General features: G+C 38.0%; 1 protein-coding gene. It reads right to left on the bottom strand.

What is annotated here, in order from left to right; all coding sequences use genetic code 11:
- Window positions 1-102: 102 nt before the first annotated feature.
- Window positions 103-1698: Ltp family lipoprotein (locus ACESNQ_RS08650; protein WP_373076218.1), on the bottom strand; the 1596-nt coding region annotated here is incomplete at its 5' end.

The raw sequence follows: 1698 nt of genomic DNA, 5'->3' as shown, positions 1-1698 counted from the left end.
AATGTGGTCGGTATGTCGTCTTAAAGTAGGTAAAGGACTGCTTCAAATCAGCTTCTTGCTGACAAAGTTTGGCATGAAAAAGTTACATCTAATAATCAATAACTATTTATCCCCTAGTTTTTGAATGGCATAGTTTGCTTCTTCTTTTGTAAATTTTCCAATCCAAGGAGAAGTTAGCCTGTTATAAATTTCTGTTTTTGATAAATTACTGTATTTTCGGTATTCTCTTGCTTTAACTAAGGCATTTGCTTTGTAATCTGCGTTCAAGTGATCAATGGCATACTGTGCTGCTGAGCTTGAAAAACCATGTGTAACTTGTGATGTTAACTGTTCATAAAGAGCTTTTTTTGACATATGTAAAGCCGAATTATAGCTTTTCGCTTTAGTTAAAGCAGCATTGTACTGATTCCCGACTGCTGGTTTTGGTTGCCATACACCATTGTATCCCACATAGTAACGGCCACCATCTACCCATTTATCCCTAGCCATTTTACCATCTGATTCAACATAGTAACGGCCACCATCTACCCATTCATTCTTGGCCATCTTACCATCTGATTTATAATAATAGTATCCTACCCATTTATTGCGGGCAGGGCTTCCTTCTGGTGTTAAATCTAGTTTTTGAATGGCATAGTTTGCTTCTTCTTTTGTAAATTTTCCAATCCAAGGAGAAGTTAGCCTCTCATAAATTTCTTTCTTTGATAAATTGCTGTATTTTCGGTATTCTCTTGCTTTAACTAAGGCATTTGCTTTGTAATCCGCGTTCAAGTGATCGATGGCATACTGTGCTGCTGAGCTTGAAAAACCATGAGTAACTTGTGATGTTAACTGTTCATAAAGAGCTTTTTTTGACATATGTAAAGCCGAATTATAGCTTTTCGCTTTAGTTAAAGCAGCATTGTTTTGATTCCCGACTGCTGGTTTTGGTTGCCGGACACCATTGTTTCCCACATAGTAACGGCTACCATCTACCCATTTATCCCTAGCCATTTTACCATCTGATTCAACATAGTAACGGCCACCATCTACCCATTCATTCTTGGCCATCTTACCGTCTGATTTTAGATAGTAATTTCCTATCCATTTATTACGGGCAGAACTTCCTTCAGCTGTTAAATAGTAATAAGAACCAGAATTTTTATCATAGATCCAATCGCTTTTTGCCCTCTTACCATCTGATTTAAGATAGTAATTCCCTACCCAAGCATTTCGGACAGCGTTTCCCGAAGCATTTAGGTAGAAATAAGAATTAGCTTTTTTATCAAAAATCCACTTATTAGTGACTTTAACACCATTTTCATAGTACGAAGACCCTACCCAGCCAGATTGGACTGTAGACTTTGGCTTATCCTGTTTAGGTGTCGTATTTTTTTGTTTATCAGATTGCTTTGGTGCAGTACCTTTGGATTTCTCTGATTGCTTTGGAGTGCTAGATTTAGGCTTCTCTGTTTGTTTTGGAGTGCTAGTTTTTGGCTTTTCTGATTGTTTTGGAGCGCTAGATTTAGGCTTCTCTGTTTGCTTTGGAGCGCTAGATTTAGGCTTCTCTGTTTGCTTTGGAGCGCTAGATTTAGGCTTCTCTGTTTGTTTTGGAGCGCTAGATTTAGGCTTCTCTGATTGTTTTGGAGCGCTAGATTTAGGCTTCTCTGTTTGTTTTGGAGCGCTAGATTTAGGTTTTTCTGATTGTTTTGGAGCACT

The sequence above is a fragment of the Streptococcus infantis genome, assembly GCF_964243025.1.
Taxonomy (GTDB): domain Bacteria; phylum Bacillota; class Bacilli; order Lactobacillales; family Streptococcaceae; genus Streptococcus; species Streptococcus infantis_N.
The sequence above is the reverse complement of the archived record's forward strand: the minus strand, read 5'-3'. Positions and strand labels throughout refer to the sequence as shown.